The 18,620-nt window shown below is 40.4% G+C and carries 16 protein-coding genes; 11 read left to right on the plus strand and 5 right to left on the minus strand.

Annotated elements, in window-relative coordinates; translation table 11 throughout:
* Nucleotides 1–17 precede the first annotated feature (17 nt).
* The 3 genes from groL to CH361_RS12665 all read right to left on the minus strand — a co-directional run bounded on the left by groL (nt 18) and on the right by CH361_RS12665 (nt 3,702).
* Nucleotides 18–1,667, minus strand: a complete 1,650-nt coding sequence (groL, locus tag CH361_RS12655; protein ID WP_100791168.1) for a chaperonin GroEL — start codon at nt 1,665–1,667, stop codon at nt 18–20.
* A 23-nt stretch (nt 1,668–1,690) separates the two neighbouring features.
* On the minus strand, nt 1,691–1,981 hold the full coding sequence (groES, locus tag CH361_RS12660; RefSeq protein ID WP_004784852.1) for a co-chaperone GroES: 291 nt from the start codon (nt 1,979–1,981) through the stop codon (nt 1,691–1,693).
* Between the two features lie 137 nt (nt 1,982–2,118).
* A complete protein-coding gene (locus tag CH361_RS12665) occupies nt 2,119–3,702 on the minus strand; it encodes a helicase HerA-like domain-containing protein (protein WP_100791169.1) in 1,584 nt (527 codons plus the stop codon).
* Nucleotides 3,703–3,869: 167 nt separating this feature from the next.
* On the opposite strand from CH361_RS12665, the gene CH361_RS12670 reads away from it, so the two are divergent.
* Nucleotides 3,870–6,281 (plus strand): hybrid sensor histidine kinase/response regulator, encoded by a 2,412-nt coding sequence (locus CH361_RS12670; RefSeq protein ID WP_244279845.1) that lies wholly within the window; start codon nt 3,870–3,872, stop codon nt 6,279–6,281.
* On the opposite strand, the gene CH361_RS12675 is transcribed toward CH361_RS12670, so the two are convergent.
* Nucleotides 6,278–6,898: a response regulator transcription factor gene (locus CH361_RS12675; RefSeq protein ID WP_100791171.1), complete on the minus strand. Its 621-nt coding sequence runs from the start codon at nt 6,896–6,898 to the stop codon at nt 6,278–6,280. The two genes, CH361_RS12670 and CH361_RS12675, sit on opposite strands and share 4 nt — an antisense overlap.
* Before the next feature lie 188 nt (nt 6,899–7,086).
* Here CH361_RS12675 and CH361_RS12680 point away from each other — a divergent pair, with 188 nt between their 5' ends.
* The 5 genes from CH361_RS12680 to greA all read left to right on the plus strand — a co-directional run bounded on the left by CH361_RS12680 (nt 7,087) and on the right by greA (nt 12,650).
* On the plus strand, nt 7,087–7,557 hold the full coding sequence (locus tag CH361_RS12680; protein ID WP_100791172.1) for a cyclic nucleotide-binding domain-containing protein: 471 nt from the start codon (nt 7,087–7,089) through the stop codon (nt 7,555–7,557).
* Between the two features lie 153 nt (nt 7,558–7,710).
* Nucleotides 7,711–7,947, plus strand: a complete 237-nt coding sequence (locus CH361_RS12685) for a DNA-binding protein (RefSeq protein ID WP_002975368.1) — start codon at nt 7,711–7,713, stop codon at nt 7,945–7,947.
* Nucleotides 7,948–7,958: 11 nt separating this feature from the next.
* Complete coding sequence (flaA2, locus tag CH361_RS12690) at nt 7,959–8,675, plus strand: flagellar filament outer layer protein FlaA2 (RefSeq protein ID WP_100791173.1); 717 nt, start codon at nt 7,959–7,961, stop codon at nt 8,673–8,675.
* 16 nt (nt 8,676–8,691) lie between these two features.
* Nucleotides 8,692–9,678, plus strand: a complete 987-nt coding sequence (flaA1, locus tag CH361_RS12695) for a flagellar filament outer layer protein FlaA1 (protein WP_100791174.1) — start codon at nt 8,692–8,694, stop codon at nt 9,676–9,678.
* A 206-nt stretch (nt 9,679–9,884) separates the two neighbouring features.
* Nucleotides 9,885–12,650, plus strand: coding sequence for a transcription elongation factor GreA (greA, locus tag CH361_RS12700; RefSeq protein WP_100791175.1), 2,766 nt, complete (start codon nt 9,885–9,887; stop codon nt 12,648–12,650).
* On the opposite strand, the gene CH361_RS12705 is transcribed toward greA, so the two are convergent.
* Complete coding sequence (locus CH361_RS12705; protein WP_100791176.1) at nt 12,623–14,434, minus strand: peptidase M23; 1,812 nt, start codon at nt 14,432–14,434, stop codon at nt 12,623–12,625. The genes greA and CH361_RS12705 overlap by 28 nt on opposite strands.
* A 123-nt stretch (nt 14,435–14,557) precedes the next feature.
* Between CH361_RS12705 and CH361_RS12710 the strand changes: the two genes are divergently transcribed.
* The 5 genes from CH361_RS12710 to CH361_RS12730 all read left to right on the plus strand — a co-directional run bounded on the left by CH361_RS12710 (nt 14,558) and on the right by CH361_RS12730 (nt 18,594).
* Nucleotides 14,558–15,109 (plus strand): LPS assembly lipoprotein LptE, encoded by a 552-nt coding sequence (locus CH361_RS12710; RefSeq protein ID WP_100791177.1) that lies wholly within the window; start codon nt 14,558–14,560, stop codon nt 15,107–15,109.
* A gap of 65 nt (nt 15,110–15,174) precedes the next feature.
* Entirely contained in the window at nt 15,175–15,612 is a 438-nt protein-coding gene (locus CH361_RS12715; protein WP_244279872.1) for a Fur family transcriptional regulator, read from the plus strand.
* On the plus strand, nt 15,612–16,727 hold the full coding sequence (gene tgt, locus CH361_RS12720) for a tRNA guanosine(34) transglycosylase Tgt (protein ID WP_100791179.1): 1,116 nt from the start codon (nt 15,612–15,614) through the stop codon (nt 16,725–16,727). The genes CH361_RS12715 and tgt overlap by 1 nt, the downstream gene beginning before the upstream one ends.
* A 93-nt stretch (nt 16,728–16,820) precedes the next feature.
* On the plus strand, nt 16,821–17,156 hold the full coding sequence (locus CH361_RS12725; protein ID WP_002975418.1) for an STAS domain-containing protein: 336 nt from the start codon (nt 16,821–16,823) through the stop codon (nt 17,154–17,156).
* Nucleotides 17,157–17,220: 64 nt separating this feature from the next.
* Nucleotides 17,221–18,594: a lipoprotein LipL71 gene (locus CH361_RS12730; protein ID WP_100791276.1), complete on the plus strand. Its 1,374-nt coding sequence runs from the start codon at nt 17,221–17,223 to the stop codon at nt 18,592–18,594.
* Nucleotides 18,595–18,620: the final 26 nt, after the last annotated feature.

The following is an 18,620-nucleotide window of genomic DNA, read 5'->3' on the forward strand; positions in this document are numbered from 1 at the left end:
AGATGAACGAGGATGATTTACATCATACCACCCATTCCTCCCATACCACCCATTCCTCCCATACCGCCTGGCATTCCGCCACCAGCATCTTTCGGTTCTGGTTTGTCAGTAATGGTTACTTCAGTAGTAAGGATCATGGCACCAATGGAAGCTGCGTTTTGAAGAGCAGAACGAACCACTTTTGCAGGGTCAACCACACCAGCTTTGATTAGGTCTTCCCAAACCATAGTGAGTGCGTTAAATCCTTCGTTTCCTTTTTTAGCACGAGCTTGTTCTACGATTACAGATCCTTCGAGACCAGCATTGGAAGTGATCATACGAATCGGTTCTTCTAATGCACGTAAGATGATATTCGCACCAGTTTGTTCGTCACCGGCAAGTTTAAGACCTTTTACTGCGTCTTGTGCACGAAGTAGAGTGAGTCCACCACCAGGAACGATTCCTTCTTCAACAGCAGCTCGAGTTGCAGAAAGAGCATCTTCTACACGAGCTTTTTTCTCTTTCATTTCTACTTCAGTAGCAGCACCTACGTGAACCACAGCCACACCACCAGCAAGTTTCGCAAGGCGTTCTTGGAGTTTTTCACGATCGTAATCAGAAGTTGTGTCTTCGATTTGTTTATTGATTTGGTTTACTCGGCCTTGGATGTCTTTAGATGCACCAGCACCTTCGATGATGGTTGTGTTTTCTTTGTCCACTACCACTTTTTTAGCACGGCCAAGCATCTTCACATCAGCGTTTTCCAACTTCATTCCGAGGTCTTCAGAAATCACTTGGCCACCAGTGAGGATTGCGATGTCTTCAAGCATAGCTTTTCTTCTATCACCAAAACCAGGAGCTTTGACTGCCACACATTGAATGGTTTTACGAAGAGTGTTTACTACGATAGTAGCAAGAGCTTCTCCTTCCACTTCTTCTGCGATGATCATAAGTGGTCTTCCTGCTTGTGCAATTTTTTCTAGCACAGGAAGTAGGTCTTTCATAGAAGCAATTTTTTTGTCGTAAATTAAAATGAATGGATCATTGAAAGTTGCGATCATTGATTCTGGATCAGTTACCATATAAGGTGAAATGTATCCACGATCAAATTGCATACCTTCTACGATATCAAGTGTTGTTTCAATTGATTTTGCTTCATCAACAGTGATCACACCTTCTTTTCCTACTTTGTCAAAAGCTTGAGCAATTAGGTTACCGATTTCTGGATCGTTGTTTGCAGAGATTGTCGCAACGTTTGCGTATTCTGCTTTGCTATTGATTTTAATAGCATGTTTTTTGATTTCTTCCACAGCTGCAGCAACTGCTTTGTCAATCCCGTGTTTGAGTGCCATTGGGTTTGCACCAGCAGTTACGTTTTTCAAACCTTCGTTGATGATGGCTTGTGCAAGGATTGTTGCAGTAGTTGTTCCGTCTCCAGCGATGTCGTTAGTTTTTGTAGAAACTTCCTTCACCATTTGAGCGCCCATGTTTTCGATTGCGTCTTCTAGTTCGATTTCTTTAGCAACAGTTACACCATCTTTTGTGATCGTAGGGGATCCAAATTTTTTATCGATGACTACGTTACGACCTTTTGGCCCAAGAGTTACCTTTACTGCGTTAGCTAGTTTGTTAACGCCGACAAGAAGTTTTCTACGTGCGGTTTCTTCAAATTCAATTGTTTTAGCCATGATTGATTATTTCCTTTTTATGATTAGTTAGTAACAACACCGAGGATGTCGCTTTCACGGATGATGAGTAGGTCACGTCCGCCTTGTTTGATTTCAGTTCCAGAATACTTTCCGTAAAGAACTGTATCACCCACCTTTACTTCTAAAGGAACGAGTTTTCCGTCTTCATAACGGCCTTGTCCTACAGCGATCACTTTCCCTTCTTGTGGTTTTTCTTTTGCTGTGTCAGGGACGATGATGGATCCGATTTTTTCTTCCGACTCATTCTTTGGCTCTACGACCACACGGTCGCCTAAAGGTTTGATTGATGCCATGAGTAACTCCTTGTATGCAATCTAGTAATGATTCCGAGTTTAGCAACATTCCAAAAAGAGTGCTAAACTCAAGTACCATAAAATGATCGGACCAAAGAACGGTCAAGCACTTTGAGCCAAAGAGTGCTAATTTGGGCTTAGAACCCAAAAAGGCCGGTTTTCTTGCGTTTTGACCCACGTTTCGGTGTGACCCCAAGCATTCCGAGTAGTCCCCGAGTGACTTCTTTTGCCACCGTACGGCCAACTTCCCTTGCGAGTGGATTTTTGGACAGGGTTTCTACAAAACTAGGATCTTCCTTTTCTTTGGCTCGTTTGCCCTTGGTTTTTTTCTCACCTGATTCTTCTTCGGCGGCCTCTGTTTCGTCGGCGATGGTTTCCATTTTTTTGGAAAGCATTTCATGGGCGCTTTCTCTATCGAGGGTGGTTTCGTATTTTTTAACTAAGTCCGATTTTTTAATTTTTGCCTCTAGTTCGTCTGGACTCAAAATTCCCATCCGTGAGGAGGGTGGGGCAAGGAGGGTATGGACAAGAGGAGTTGGGGATCCTTTCGGACTAAGTGCTGTAATGAAGGCCTCACCAATGCCGAGAGTGGTGATCACTTCTTTGGTATCGTAAAACTCCGTTTCGGGATAGTTTTCGGATGCAGTTTTGATCGCCTTGCGATCGTTTGCGGTAAAGGCGCGAAGTGCATGTTGGATTTTAAGGCCGAGTTGACCTAAAATTTCTTTTGGTAAGTCTGTCGGAGATTGGGTACAAAAGATAATTCCTACCCCCTTGGAACGAATGAGTCTCACCATGGTTTCTAATTGTTTGAGTAGGTCGTTGGAAGCTTCATCAAACACTAAATGTGCTTCATCAATGAATAAAACCAGTTTTGGTTTTTCCAAATCTCCTTCTTCTGGAAAGGTTGCATAAATTTCCGTTAAGAGAGACAACATAAAAGTAGAAAAAAGGCGAGGTTTGGTTTGGATGTCTGTCAGACGAATGATGGATACGTTTCCTTTTTTGGATTCTGTTTCAAGGAGGTCGTTCACATCAAAAGATGGTTCGCCAAAAAAATCTTCTCCCCCTTGGCCTTCGAGTTCAATGAGTTTTCTTAAGATGATAGAAATACTTTGCGAAGAAACAGTTCCGTATTCTTTTTCCAATTCTGCTTTTCCTGCATCATTGATGTATTGGAGGGCTTTTTTAAAATCTTTGGTATCTAAAATGGGAAGGCCTAAATCGTCGCAGTATTTAAAAACTAAAGAAACCACACTGGCTTGTGTATCATTCAATTCTAAAATCCGAGAGATGAGAACTGGGCCAAATTCAGCAATGGTCGCACGGAGACGAACCCCAGGTTCTTTGGAGAGGGATAAAAATTCCACAGGGTAGGAGGATGGTTTCCAATCGATTCCAAGGGCTTTGGTTCTTTCTTTGATTTTATCGTTTTCTTCTCCTGACTCTGCCAATCCAGAAAGATCTCCTTTGATGTCCATAAGGACTACAGGAACACCTGCCTCCGATAAGGACTCTGTTAATAGTTGTAAGGTTTTTGTTTTACCGGTTCCAGTAGCACCTGCGATGAGGCCGTGGCGGTTGAGAGTGGAGAGGGGGATCGAAACTTTTGCTTCTTTGAATGTTTCTCCATCAAAGACCCCAGAACCGAGATAGAGTGATCCTTTGGATGGGTATCCTTCTTGGATTTTGGAAACAAATGCGTCTGATTTTTTTGCCATACAGCCCTCTTAAATCATCTACTTCTTTTGGTTTTGGATCCTTCGTCAATGTTTTCTGGGGAAGGAAAACAATCGTTATGAATTGATTCCAGGCAGAGAAAGAATAAATTTCTCGTACTCTTACTAATATGGTTTGAGTTTTTGGAAATTCTTTCTAAGTTTTGGCTGTGGCACGTTTCCAGGTTTTGTCCATTTCAAAAATTTTCTTATTTTTCCTCCTAATCTCCGTTTTGGTCCAATGCAACAGGTCCATTCCTACTTTGGCCCCGGCGAAATCCATTAAGGCTGGTGTCCTTGATCTCTCGAAGGAAGATCCTAAAACTTTAGATCCCTTTCCTTTGGCCGGTGAGTGGGAAGCCTTCCCTGGAGAACTTCCCGAAACAGAGGAAGAGTTTAAGGCTTTGGACAAAAAGGAACCAGTCCCACTCGCGGTCCCTGCTTATTGGGTGAACCAGAATTTACCGGCTCATGGATTTGTTACTTATCGTTTGAAACTAAAAGTGACTAGTCCCCTGAATTTGATGTTCTATTTAAGGGAAACTTCTTCCGCATATCGAGCTTATTATCACAATACGGAACGTGGCCTTGTTCTTCTTGGTTCGGCCGGAAAGGTTTCCAAAACGAAAGAAGGGTCTATTGGTTACTATTTGGAAACGGCCCGTTCTTTTCGTGCCACACCAACCACAGTTCTTTATTTACAAATCTCAAATTATCTTTATTCACGTGGTGGTCCGTATTATTCACCTGTGCTTGGTGAAGTGGGCAAAACTCTTTTATACCTTCGCTTCAAAGAACGAAAAAAAGCATTTTTCTTTGCTACCTTTCTTGTCCTAGCACTTTCTCATTTGTTTCTTTATATTCATCGAAAGAAAGATAAGTCTCCTCTTTGGTTTTCCTTACTTTGTATTTCTTGGCTTGTTCGGATTTTGCTTTTTGATCGAGTTTCGAGGGATTGGTTTGTGGCCTCTGATTGGCTCGAAATGCTCCAAATCCGAATTGAATACATTGCCTTTTGTGGGATTCAAGTTTTTAGTCTTTTGTTTTTCTTTCAAAACCAAAAAAACTTTTTTCCAGACAAATATAAAAGATATCTATTGATTCCTATTCTTTTGGAATTTTTGATAATCGCTACCACGCCGTACGAAGTGTACACAAAACTTCTTATTTTTAGTCAGGCGTATATGGCGTTCATTCTTGTCATTGCTTTGGTAGCCGGTGTCCGCTCTTGTTTACAAAAAGAATTTAGATACATTGGTTCTATTATTTTGTTTGGAACTATTGTGATTCTTTCCGCCACCATTTACGATTCCGTTGTCTTTTTTAAACGATGGGATTTACCCATGCTTACGGAACTCGGATTTGCCATTTTTTGTATGTGCCTTGCAATTGTGATATCCAAACAAAATGCACATACTTGGGAAACTGCCGAATACTTAACACTGAATTTACGAAAAGAAGTGGAATGGAAAACCATAGAACTTCGAAAAGAGAAGGAAAAGGCTGAAAAAACAGGGGAACTGAAAGATAAGTTTATTTCCATTGTTTCCCATGATATTCGTTCTCCCCTTTTTGGGATTTCTTCTGTATTTAACTTACTGACAGAGTCTCCACCTTCTCTCTCTCCAGAAAGAGCGAAGCAGGTGTTAGGTGATGCATCTACGGGACTTAAAAATATTTTAAGTATGGTAGAGGAACTAATCAAATATTCAAGGTTCCAAAATGCTTCCGTGTTTCCTGATTACCAACTATTTGATTTTCGCCAAATCACCGACCAACTCATCGAACGAGTTCAGGAAATGGCAAATCCTAAAAATATATCCATCATCACTCATATCGAAGAATCTTCCATAGGGATTGGTGATCCAAACTTAATTGAACATTTGATTTGGAATTTACTCACGAATGCTGTGAAGTTCACAAAAGAAGCAGGAACCGTAGAAATCTCTCTGACAGAAAAGGACAAACATTGGAGCCTTAAGGTTGTGGATACGGGAATTGGAATGCCTCTCTACTGGACCGAAAATATTTTGGAACAAGGTTTTCTTTTTGTGAGAAAGGGAACGGCCGATGAAATGGGGGCAGGAGTTGGGCTTGCTTTTTGTAAAGAAGTTGCCGAACGTCATGGGGCAGAACTCATCGTTCAATCAGAAGAAGAGAAGGGAAGTTCTGTAGAGTTTTTACTTCCTAATTTTGAGAAAATTGTTCTCGTGTTAGATGACAATCCGGGATACAGAAAACAAATCCGCAAAGTTTTAAAAGACCTACCTTGTATTCTTTGGGAAGAAGAGTATCCTGATCACGCACTTCTCTCTGTCGGTAGGTTGAAACCTGATCTGATCATCGTGGACTTTTCTATGCCTGAAAGAACGGGAGTTGATTTCCTTCGCGATTTGTATTCGAACTCTGAAATGGAGGAAATCCGTTCTGTTCTAGTCTCTAGTTCTCACACCGATCCCAACACCGGTTATAAATTAGAAGCCACAGTGATTGAAATTGGAGGAGATGCTTTCCTGACAAAAACATCTCCTGATGCAAAGTTGGTAGAACTAGTGAAACGATTGTTAGACTTAGAAACTTAGATCAACATTTGTTCTTTGGCGCGACCAATGAGTTCTGCAACGGTTTTGGCATTGAACCTGTCTTTCAGTCTACCGACATGGTATTCCACTGTTCTTTTGGATAAACCAATTTCTGTTCCAATTTCTTGGTAGGTTTTTCCGTGGCCAAGAAGGGTGAGGATTTGTTTTTCCTTTTTGTTTGCAACCTTTCCATCTTGCGGTTTGCGGTTGAAACTGAGTTTTAGATTTTTGGAATAAACCGTCTTTCCCGAAGCAATTTCGTTTAAATTTTTGGTGAGGCTGCTTAGGTCGTCACTTTTCAAAAGATACCCATCTACCCCGGCTTCAATGGCTGAATGGACAATGGGTTGTTCATCGAGCATCGTGAGGGTGACCACTTTTAGGCTTGGGTGTTCTTTTTTCCAATCCTTAACCATATTCAGCACGTTCTCCCCCGGAATTCGCAAATCGAGGAGGACAAAGTCGGGTCTTGTTTCGTTAAGGAGGGTTACAATTTGAGAGGAATGTTCTGCTTCTCCCACAACTTCAAAATCGGCCGAAGAATTCACGACGTGTTTGACCCCGACGCGGGTCACAGCATGGTCTTCAACTAGTAATACCTTCTTTTTAGGTGTCATAAATTTCCCTTTTTTCTGGAACCAGGAACCATTTGTCCCTAGCGTTTCTCCCTAGTAGACGAGGAGAATTGAAAATATTAGTACTATTCCGTTCCATTTGTCCATAAAAAATCGTGGGTCTATCTACTTAATTTTCTCTTGCAAATTGACCAATTTCCCCCATTTTCAGAGAAATCCTAGGAGTATGAATGAATACTAAAGTAGAGAGTCTCAAAAAAATATATCTCTTCCAAAAGTTAAACCAAGACGAACTGTTACACATTGCTGAAAAAATCCGGGAAGTCCACCTACCTCCTAGAAATGTTTTGTACGATATGGGAGAAGATGCGGAGTCCATGTACATTGTGAAGTATGGAACTTTACAAATTTCCACCGCCACAAGCCATGGGGACGATGTGAACCTGATCACTCTGGGAGAAGGGGATCACTTTGGGGAATTGCCTTTTTTTGATGAGGAAAAACGCTCTGCAAAGGTAGAGGCAAAGGAGAATTCCGAACTTTATGAACTTCGTTATTCTGATTTGCACGATATGTTTTCTAAAAATAAAGAAATGGAGCTCAAATTCTACAAGGAAGTGACCCATTATTACATCCGCAGACTTCGAAAGCTCACCCACGACCTGGCTTATGCACGGGAACTTCGAAAACGATTTGCTTAAGACCCCAGAAGAGACAAAATGAATTCAAATTAGGATTTTTTATCGACTGCTAACGAAAAAACCTTTTCCATTCCTCAGTTTCTTCCTAATACAGCTAAGGAATGGGTTTCGGAAACCGATACTATTTACGTAGGCAGGGAGAAGGAATGCATGGTGGACCCCGAAATCCTAACCGAGAAGATCGTAACACAAAATAAGACCTTCTTGGTGGATTTGAAGAAGAACCAGGCTGGATTCTACCTGAAAGTATCGGAGTGGTCGAATAGCAAAAAGTCCTCGATCTTTCTACCGGCAGAAGGAATCGATCGAATGATCGAAATCTTGAATCAATTTAAAAGCCGGATATCCGATAATGAGAATACGAAAGACCCGGAGTTAGGAGCCTTTTAGGAGTGAGTTTCATGGGGAAATTAGGAATGACCAAACTGTTGTTAGGCCTCTTCCTTTCAATAGGAATGTTGTACGCACAGGCAGATACTGGCGGACAAAATACAGCTAACACTGCAAATGATGAGGATAGCCCTCTTAGAAAAATCGTTTTAGATGATTTTGAAGAGGCTGAGGATTGGAGAGTAAAAGCTACCACTCCACTCGGAGAAACAAGAACTTTGAAACTCGTTCAACGCGGGCTCATCAAAGATGTATTCGATGAAAAAACCGTTCCAGAAGATGGCGGTGATAAACTCGAAAAAAACCATATTTTAGGAGTCAAAACTCATTTTGCTGCTAAAGGCTTGGATCGTGTGGAACTTTATCCACCACATGAATACATCATCAAAGGGAAAGTGCGACAAATCTCTGTTTGGGTTCTTGGTAGAAAATACAGACATACCTTATTTGCAAAATTTAGAGATTATAAAGACGTAACACATAATATCCGTTTGGGTCGTTTGGATTTCTTCGGATGGAGAAAACTTACGGCTACAATCCCAGGATTTATTCCGCAAAGTACAAGATTTGCACTTTTAGATAAAAACCTGCATTTCGTTTCTCTCTTTGTCACTTCAGATGTTCATGAAGTAGCAGGGGATTTTTACTTTTATGTAGATGACCTCCAAGTGAGAACCGACAGATCCGAAGCTAAATACCCTGGATCTGAAATTAAGGACAATTGGTAGGCGGGAGAAAGGAACAATGGAAAACAATAAAACAAAAATCCTAACATTACTTGCCCTATCGTCCATCGCACTCATTGGTTTTGCACAAGCGCAATACAAAGTATCCAATGGGGTGGCAACACCAGTTGGAAATGATATTGGAGCTCTAGAACTCAAAGCCATTACCATCGAATCTTGGGACTCTCCTGTTTCTTCTGCACCGTTTGGTTGGGAAGTTTTCACCGATAAAGACGGTGTGAACAAAGATGGTACTGGGGACATGAAATATGATGAGAACAATAAGTATTCACCTGTTCTCAATGACCCAGCGAAATCTCCTCTTGTGATGCGAGAAGTGAAATTGGTTCCTGGTAAACCAGGCGACGTAAAAAACGTAGATGCAGGAAATGCAAAAGTTTTAGCAGTGAAGTTTCAATTTACTTTTCCTGGAAACAACGTGGTAACGGTTCGCCCTCCGCGTGCTCCTGAATATGAAGTGACTCGTGCACGGCCTTATATCGATGCAGACAACAAAAAGAAAATTGAAAAAGTTTATGGAATTGAAGCTCCAGGAAACGTAAAAGCCATTTCTGTTTGGGTTCTTGGTCGTGGTAACGAATACGATTTAGAAGGTTGGTTAGAAGACTATAATGGCAATAGCCATATTTTCCCTTTTGGATCCTTGGACTTCGTTGGTTGGAGACCTCTTCACATCGTCATTCCTCCAGGAATCCCGCAAGAGGCAAATGCCTTCCCTGCAACAAGAAACCTAATCTTCAAACAGTTTAAGATTCGTTCTAGACTGAACACAGGTCCAGAAACTGTTTACCTTTTCTTTGATGAACTTCGTGTCCTTGCTGATACTTTTGAAGTTCACTTTGATGGGGCAAACCTTGACTTTGATGAAGAAGATTGCAAAAGCAAAGTTAAGATGGAGCAAATGCTTCAGAAGTCAGGAGCCATCTCTACAGGTGCAAAAATCCGCGATTGTTCTGGAAGTAACGGCTCTTCCCAAAACAAATAGAATCCTCACTCACTCGAAGGATATCCTTTGGGACCCAGGGAAACCCAGCCAATCGGCTGGGTTTTTTGGCTTTACAGAATCGAACGGACCTGAAAAATGAACTCTAGGACTGTTCTTTTCGCGGATTCATCGCTAAATTTACCGTAACAACTTTATAGGAACAATGAACACCCTTGATTGGAAATACGAAGAGGGAGATTCTTTTCATGCCTGATACTATTACCGAAGACAAATCAAACAAAATCGCCGACAACGACAAACTAACACCTCTTTTTAATGAGGAGATTTATGTACGTGCTGATGCTGGAACGGTTCCCGTTTCCAAATTCAAAATCTTTGACGATGTCATTGATGCATACAAGGCAGAAAATCGTTTAGCAGAAGCTAAACAAAAAATCGAAGACCATTTCAAAGAACATCCTGAGTCTATCTCCGCCAAATATATGTTAATGATCATTTCTTTCATGGAAGATTCCATGGGAGATGCAAATTTGGTGAAGAGTATTTTGGATGCTTTCAAAGCGCATGCAAAATGGACTATCATTGAATACATTACTGATTCTATTTTACGATTTGGCGATCATAGACTTGCTCTTCGTGTCAAAGCAGAAGCTTTGGATAAACTCAAGAAAAACAAAGAACTGAAGGTCGTTCTTGAGAAACTTGCGAAACAAGACCGCAAAAATCCAGAGATTGCAAAGAAGTATGGTTTTTCCATCATGGAAGAGGACAAACCGAAAGCAATGTCTTATCTCAAACTTGCCGTTGAGATGTATGCCAAAAATAAAGAATACGTTCCGATGGAGGAAATTTGGCCTACCATCGTTCAAAACAATTATGAAGATGTTTCTTTCTTCGATAAAATTGAGCGTATCCTTCTTGGACAAAGAGAAAAAACTCGTTTAGTAGGACTTTTATACCCAATCGTTGAACCTTTTAAGGCAATGGAAGATTGGGATCATGTGATCTATTTCTTAAAAAAGATTTTAGAACACGAACCTGCTTCTCAAAAAGCAAGAAACGAACTCATTCGTGCTTACAAACAAAAATACACAGCACACTCACTTCTTGAAGACTTCCTCAAGATGAGTGAACTTGGTAACAACCGTAAACCGGTAAAACTTTGTATCACTAACTTCGAAAGAAATATCGTTTTTGATACCGGTAACTATGTAATGCATAGAAACTGGGGTGTGGGTAAAATCACTTCGATCTCACAAACGGGAGATTCTATCTTTGTTGATTTCGAAGAAAAGAAAGACCACAAACTTTCTATCCAAATGGCCATCACTTCTTTGAAACCTTTAAAGAAAGATCATATTTGGGTACAACATTACGAAGACAAACAAGCCATTAATACCATGTTTGCTGAGAACTTGGCTGAGTTCTTAAAACAACTTCTTAAGTCCTACGATAACCGAATGATCATTGCTGATATGAAGAATGAACTCATCGGGACCTTCTTAAAAGCAGACGAATGGTCAAAATGGTGGGCGAAGGTGAAGTCGGTTCTGAAAAAAGAAGCGAACATCGGAATGAATCCGAAGAAAAAGGATGAAGTGGTTTACCATGAAAAACCAATCACTCACTCGGAAACATTAACACAAAAATTCCAAGCCATTACAGATGTGAATAAAAAATTAGAAATTGCTATGGAAGCAGTCCGTGACGCGGATGAAGCGGCCGAAGCAGGTGAATTTTTTATTGCTCATTATAACGAAGAAGAGTCTGCCAAAGATCCGATTCGTAGACTTTCTGCTTATTTGTATTTGGAAGAAGCTGGAAAAGCTTGGCCAGGGGAAGAATTCTCTCACAAAATCCGTGAGCCAGAACTAAAGGCAATCATCCAATCTCTTTCCAAAGAAGATGCTTTAAAGATTTCCAAAGCTTTGGAAAACACGGATATTAAAAAAGGATTTAAAGATCTTATCCGTGCGCACCATCCAGAAGCAATCAATATCCTCATTGGATTATTATTTGAAGTTCCTGTAAAAGTAAACCGTTCAGTTTTCCAAAACTTAGTATCGGATGATAAATTTGCAGAACTCAATCTGTTTGTGGAAACGGTTTCTAACAAATCCAAAGAAAACCCGGAAGTTTTCCTTTGGGTTGCCAAGTCCATTCTCTCTCATACTTGGAAGTTTGATTGGTTGAAGGTAAGTGAAGAAGATTTAGTTCTTCGTGTATTCCGTATCCTCAAACCTCTTGCGAAGATTGAAGACAAGGGAACCAAACTCAAAAACCAAGCGATGGACATTCTTTTTGGAAAGGACAACAGCCTTCTTCGAGACATCCTAACCAATGCAGATGATGAATATGTCCGTAAACTTTTTGCTCTATTCAAAGAAGTTCCTTATGTAACTGATTTAGAAAAAGATCAACTTTATGCTCTCATCAACGAACTCAAACCAAACATTGTTTGGGACGAATACGATTCAGAAGAAGATGCAGACGATGATCCATTGGCAAATCTTCCAAACGATGTGGTTTTAGTCACTCGTCGCGCTTTCAACGGAAAGAAACAAGAGTTTGAACACCTTGTGAATGTTGAGATGGCTGAAAACTCTCGTGATATCGGAGAGGCCCAAGAGAAAGGGGACTTAAGAGAAAACGCAGAATACAAAGCAGCTATGGAAAAACAAGCTCAGTTACAAGCGGCCATCAAACGTTTGGAAGCTGAGTTGAAAAGTGCAAGGATCCTTGACCTTAGTGATGTCAAAACAGAGAAAGTGGGAATCGGAACCACAGTTCGTTTGAAAAACAAACAAACTGGGGAAGTTGTGACTTACTCGATTCTAGGAGCTTGGGACGCGGATACAGAAAAGAATATTATTTCTTATCAGTCACCTCTCGCAAAATCACTTCTTGGAAAACACACTGGAAACGAAGCAACACTCGTATTCGGATCTACAGAAACTGTTTACGAAGTATTGGATATTGCTCGTTACTCCATGACAGGACAAGAGGCTTGAAGTTCATCCAACCAACCGTTAGTAGAAATTAAATCCACAAACGGTTCGGAAACATTGCCGGCAAAGTCGAAGGCCTTAGCTTCCAAAAGAAGATAAGGCCTTTCTTTTTGTAGGCTCTTGGGAATCAGAACTCGGATCGCACGTCTATCAGGATCATATTCATAAGGATAGGATTGTCCATCAATCGTTAGGTCGACACTGGTGCGAAATCCACTCCCTGTATCACCTAACACATAAAACCTTTCTTCAAAACATTGGTTTCTGACTTCAGGAAGTTCAATGTAACGCGCAAGGGAAGTCATCGGAAAAATTGTGGGTGGAGTTTCATCAGACAAAACCATAATAAACCCTAGTTTGGTGAGTTTAAAACTAAATCCGCTTGGTTTTCTTTTGTGGGTGATCGATTGGAATTTCCCAATCGAGGTATCATAAAAATAAAGTGATTCTTTTGTTGATGTTGTATAACTAAGATTCCATTCTCCGATTCCTTCTCCTTTCCAACTCATTTTTTTAGTATCAAGGTGGTAGATTTTTCCTTTGAGAGGAAGGCCTGTGGGAATTTTAAAAGGGATGTCTTTTTCACTTGTTTCCGTGATGAGTAAAACTCCTTCCCCAGAAACTTCTGCTTTGGATAAATCAACACTGACCTTTCCGTCACTTGAGTTAAATTTGTTTCCATTCTTTTGTTTTTTTGTGAATCTTTCTTTGTCCGTATCACTTTGATCGTGGATGACAGTGAAAAATACAGAGGACTTGTTGCCAGTAGCATCACGAAGAGAAACCTCTAAAGATAATTTTTCTTTTGGTTTGTATCCTTCCAAATCTAAAGAAAATCCCTCTTCTTTAAAATTTTTCGATTGTTCATACATATGATAAAAATATACAGGTGGGGCTAGAGAGGATCTATTAATATCGTAAAACTGGTGTTTTTTGGAACCATCTTCATAAGCCAAAAAATCAAAGTTACGACTAAAGATAGAATTTCCGTTCACAGATAAATCCATTCCATATACATTGTTTTTATTTCGTGAACGAATGAAGTCATACCCACTCAAACGAATCCGAACCTTACCTGTAAGAGAAATGGATTCAAAGAGTTCTCCCGAATCAGTAAAGAGCTCATACTTACCTTTGGATTTTTCCTTAGCAGTCAGAAGGATGGGTCTTTCTAAGTTATCTCCTTCCAAATACATGGAAAGGATTGTGGGTGGTGTGGTATCCTTTTGGTGGATTTCGGGAAAGTAGAGGGGATTGATGATTCCTTTTTCGGTCCTAAACTCCAAGTGGAGGTGGGAAATTCCTGATCCAGATTCCCCCGTTTTGCCAAGGGCCGTTCCTTTTTTGGCAGAGAACATTCCCGGAGTGAGTTTCAATTGGAACCCACTTGGGTCACCCATGAGTAAAATGGCTCGGCGGAGGAGTTCTAAATCATACAAACTTCCACCAAAGGAATGTAAGTGGGCATATTTAGATTTTAATTTGTATTTAGGACTATAAAGATTGAGGGAAAGCCCATATCCCGTTTTTGAATAACTGATTTCTTCAATGTATCCATCAAACGTAGCTAAGATGCTATGCCCATTCAGACCATAGGATTTAAAATCAGAACCTAAATGTAAGTTGTGATTACGGATTTCCGCAAAAGTTCCAGAAACCGGAGAATAATAAGGTAGGGGAAACCCAACCTCGTTTGCAGGAATATCGGGGATTTTGGACTGGCCCCATAAAACAGCGGGCAGGAAACAAATTAAGAATAGGAACCTACGAAGAAGAGAAATCTCCATGGGAGAATCAGAATCTGCCCACTTCCTTTGTCATGCCTTTCCCGAAATCCAGAGAATTTCCCTTCGTTTCGATTCCCTTGACAAACTAGACTTGAGACCTAAGATGACAGGGAAGATTTCTGTATGAAACTAGGCATTGTCTCCTTATTCCTTTTTGCAATTTCGGGTTGTGCCTTTTTATTCAAGGAACCGGGTAGACCTCCCAAAATTGATGGAGTTCCCATCCCTGATTCTAAACGTTTGATTTACATCCAAAATGTGAGAAACAATACTTACTCCCCGGGAATGCATACCCGTCTCACACAAATGATTATGGAAGAAATTGATAGGCGGGGAAGGTTTATCACCACAAGGGAAAAAACTCTCGCGAAATACCGGTTGTATGCAGAGATTGTCCACTACCAACAAGTCGGAGATCTAATGGATCTTGCTGACAGACAAATTACTTCGGAACTATTTGTAGTCACTCGAGTCGAAATCGTTGAGGCCGAAACTGGAAATAAAATTCCCATGGAACGCAGTGAAATTCCTGGACGCGTTCATTTTTCTACTCAGATTGGGTTTCGGGAATCAGAATTGGAAGCGCAAAACCGCCTACTTCGGGTGATGGCACTTCGAATTGCAGAAGAATCAGAAAGGGCTTGGTATTATTCCCTTTCTGGTACATTGAACTAAGTTGAATCATAAGGAGATAAACCTTGCAAAACGATCCTATTTCCAGCGAAGACACAAAAAAAGAGATGCTCGCCTTCGAAGAGTATTTAAAAGAAAAGGGACTTAAAATAACCAACCAGCGTCTGTTAGTTGCACAAAAGATTTTTTCTTCACACAATCATTTTACCGCTGAAGGTCTTTTGGATGAATTAAAAGACAATAAGGATCGTATCTCCAAAGCAACTATCTATAGAATCCTTGCCATAATGGTAGAGGCTGGCCTTTTGGAAGAACATGACTTTGGCAAAGATTATAAATACTATGAACATATCATTGGACATGAACACCATGATCATATCATTTGTATGCAATGCGGCCGCATAGTTGAGTTTATCGATGAAAGGATTGAAGAACTCCAAAACAAAGCGGCTTCAGAAAACGGATTTACCATCACAGGACATAGTTTGAATATTTTTGGCAACTGCGTGAACTTTGCCACTTGCGAACATAAAATCAAAAAATAGTGCCTTCTATTTTTAAAGAAAAATCCAAAGACCCCGGTTCTTATGCGAGGACCGGAACCTTAGAGTTAAATGGAATCCAAATCGAAACTCCCATCTTTATGCCGGTGGGAACGAGGGGAAGTATCAAGTCCCTTTCTTCGTCAGACATTGATGAGTTGGGTTACAACTTAATCTTAGCGAATACTTATCATCTATATTTAAAACCGGGGAAAGAAGTTTTAGACCACTTCCATGGTCTCAAAAACTTCATGTCATACAAAAGAGCCTTACTCACCGACTCCGGTGGATTCCAGGTCTTTAGCCTTGCCAGTCTCTTTAAATTTGAAGAAGATGGGGTTCGGTTTCAGTCCCATATTGATGGAAGTTACCATAAATTTACTCCTGCTTCTGTCATCGAAATGCAACGTTCCATTGGGTCCGATATCATGATGGTTCTAGATGACTGTGCTCCTTATGGAAGTGATCTGAAGCGATTGGAACTTGCTTTAGAAAGAACTCACCGCTGGGCTAAAGAATCATATGAATATTGGATGGAAAGGCCCGGTGGCCAGAATGTATTCCCCATTGTTCAGGGAGGAGTCAATGAATCCCTTCGAAAACGAAGTTTAGATACATTACAAAATATAGATTTTCCAGGGATTGCCATTGGGGGACTCAGTGTAGGGGAACCTAGACCTGAATACATTCGTATTTTAGAATGTATGGCACCATTTTTTGACCAGGCACGTCCTCGTTACCTGATGGGAGTGGGTACTGTTGTGGACATATTAGAAGGTGTTAAAAATGGAATCGATATGTTCGACTGTGTTTTGCCTACAAGGAATGCAAGAAACGGCCAAGTGTTCACCTCTCTAGGCAAAATCAACTTGCGGAATGAATCACATCGACTGGCAGAAGGTCCTATAGACCCTGAGTGCGGGTGTAAGGTTTGTACAACATATAGTCTTGGCTATATCCGCCATTTACATAAGGTGAAGGAGCTGACTGCCTTCTCACTCTCAACGTATCATAACTTATATTTTATGCAAAGCTTCATGGAAAAGATGCGAAAGTCCATAGAAATAGGCAATTTTCAGGGCTTTTATGACCATTGGAAAAATTTGTTTGGTAGCTAAAATTATTAGGTTGACGTATCTCTTTTTTTTGAATGCAATTGTACCGTCATTTCTACATTGATTGTAGCTTCATTGAGGAGTCTCTAGACACACATGGAAATCACCAGAAGGGAAAAAGATAAAATCGTAGTCCTCGATATTAACGGGGAAATCGACCTTTATAACGCGCCTGAGATCAAGGATGTAATCGCCAAATTGATCGAAGAACAGAAATATTGCATCGTCATCAATCTCGAGAAGGTTTCCTACATCGACTCTTCCGGAATTGGAGCTTTAATTTCAAGTTTGTCCAACTTGAAGAAATACCAAGGTGGGCTTAAAATCATCAACGTAGCTGGTTCAGTTCGTAAGGTATTTGAATTGACTAAGTTGACTTCATTTTTTGAAATTTTCGACAGCGAAGACGAAGCCGTCACTGCTTTTAAGTAAAAGGAGAGGCGTGTTTTACGCTTCTCTCTTACAAAACCCCCCGAAAAAAATTAAGGAGTTTGTTATGTTAAGAAAGGAAAAGACAACAGTCTTTCTCTCTGGATTGGTATTGTTTTCCATTGGATTCGTTAATTGTGCCCAAGAACTACCATTAAAAGAACTAGCTTTAGCAAAGTCGCAGGTAGAAAGAGCAGAAAGACTTTCTGCAGAAGAATTTGCACCAGAAGAATATTCTGAAGCAAAGAAGAGTCTTGCTTCGGCAAATGAATTTGCTGCTGAAGAGAAGGCATCTGATTCTAAAAAGAGTGCAGATTATGCAATTTCTAAAGCTTACGATGCTTTGGAAAAAACATTGCCTAAGTTAGCTGCAAAATCTCGTGAAGAAGCGGTGACAGCGATTGATGCTGCTGATGAAGCGTATGCTTCTGAATACACACCGGAAGAATTCAAAAAAGCAGTTGCCGCTCGTGATGCTGGTGAAACAAAACTAGCACAGGCAGATGCAAGTCTTGCTTCTTATCTACGTGAAGATAAAGACGAAACAGCAAAAGAATTAAAACGTACTGTTGCCTTACAAGAATATGAAGATGCTCACAATCATTTTGCAGAAGCTTCCAAAATCAGCCAAGATGCAAAAAAAGTGGCACTCGACAGATCCGGTTCCATTCGTCAATCTGCTGATGAAGTGGACGCAGCTTTAGAAAAAGCTTATACATATTCCAAAGGTGGAAACCCTGCTATCGATGAAGAAAAAGCGAGAGTGGCTTCTGCACGCGAAGACATTGAAGCTGGTCGTTTGGCTGCTGCTTCTTTATTACAAGCTTCTGTAAAAGACCACGCAAAAAACCGTAATGGCCAAGCTCGTGAAGTGGTTGAAGATGCAAATGCTCGTTTCGGTGAATTAAACGCAGAAACTTATCTTAAATCCAATGCAAAAGAATCTTATGCAAGTACACAAGAAAACTTAGGTGCTTCTAATGAATCTCTTCAAGCTTCAGGAAACCTTTTAGAGCAAGAAAAATTTGATGATTCTATCGCTCAATCGGAAGAAGCCATTCGTCTGGCAGAAATCTCTATTGACCAAATCGAAACATTGAAAGGCAAAAACAATGTTGCGAAAAAAGATAGAAAAACTGTAGAAACTGAAACAACCACTACTACTTCTACAACAACAACGGAAGAAGGTGACAAAGCTAGCTCTGCACAAGTGGAAGAACTTTCTGGTGGATGGAAAAGATACACTGTGGAAAAATCAAATCCTGCAGATTGCCTCTGGAGAATTGCAGACAGAGAAGATATTTACAGTGATGCAAAACTTTGGCCACGAATTTTTGAAGCCAATCGTAAGTCGATTCGTAACAAAAATTTGATTTATCCAAAACAAAAATTAAATATCCCTCCAAAAACAGGGAAAATTGGAAAAGCTCCTAAGGAATAAACAAGACTTAGGTGAAAGGAAAAAAA

This window comes from Leptospira brenneri, assembly GCF_002812125.1.
Taxonomy (GTDB): domain Bacteria; phylum Spirochaetota; class Leptospiria; order Leptospirales; family Leptospiraceae; genus Leptospira_A; species Leptospira_A brenneri.